The sequence below is a fragment of the Vibrio sp. Y2-5 genome (assembly GCF_014596725.1).
In the GTDB taxonomy this organism is placed as follows: domain Bacteria; phylum Pseudomonadota; class Gammaproteobacteria; order Enterobacterales; family Vibrionaceae; genus Vibrio.
In genome coordinates this window covers 1-318 of sequence record NZ_JACVEG010000128.1, presented here as the reverse complement: position 1 = coordinate 318, position 318 = coordinate 1, and the positions used below count along the sequence as shown (strand labels likewise).

Annotated in this window: 1 protein-coding gene; it reads right to left on the bottom strand. The window is 33.3% G+C overall.

Going from position 1 to position 318, the window contains the following annotated elements; all coding sequences use genetic code 11:
* Positions 1-33 precede the first annotated feature (33 nt).
* On the bottom strand, positions 34-318 hold a 285-nt coding region (locus HUO09_RS22445; protein WP_223159570.1), incomplete at its 5' end, for a hypothetical protein.

Genomic DNA, 318 nt, shown 5'->3' with positions numbered 1-318 from the left:
TCATTAAACTTCTCCCAAAGATCATCCGGCAATCTAAATTTTGCTTGCATTAAAACCCTTCCTTTCAATTTCACAATTATATTTCCGGGCCAGTTCAGACGCATATTTTAAAGCTAAATGTCGTTCTCTACCCGAAAATGTTTTTTCATGTTCATATGGGCCATAAATCTTTTCATTCTCGATCCATTCATTTGAAACAATTGGATGTAAGATTAACTGTACATGATACATTACTCTACTATTTGAATACCCTCTACTACTTCTTGTAATTCTAACTGTTTTTGTAAACTCTGTATTCATGACAGTTTGAGCATGTTC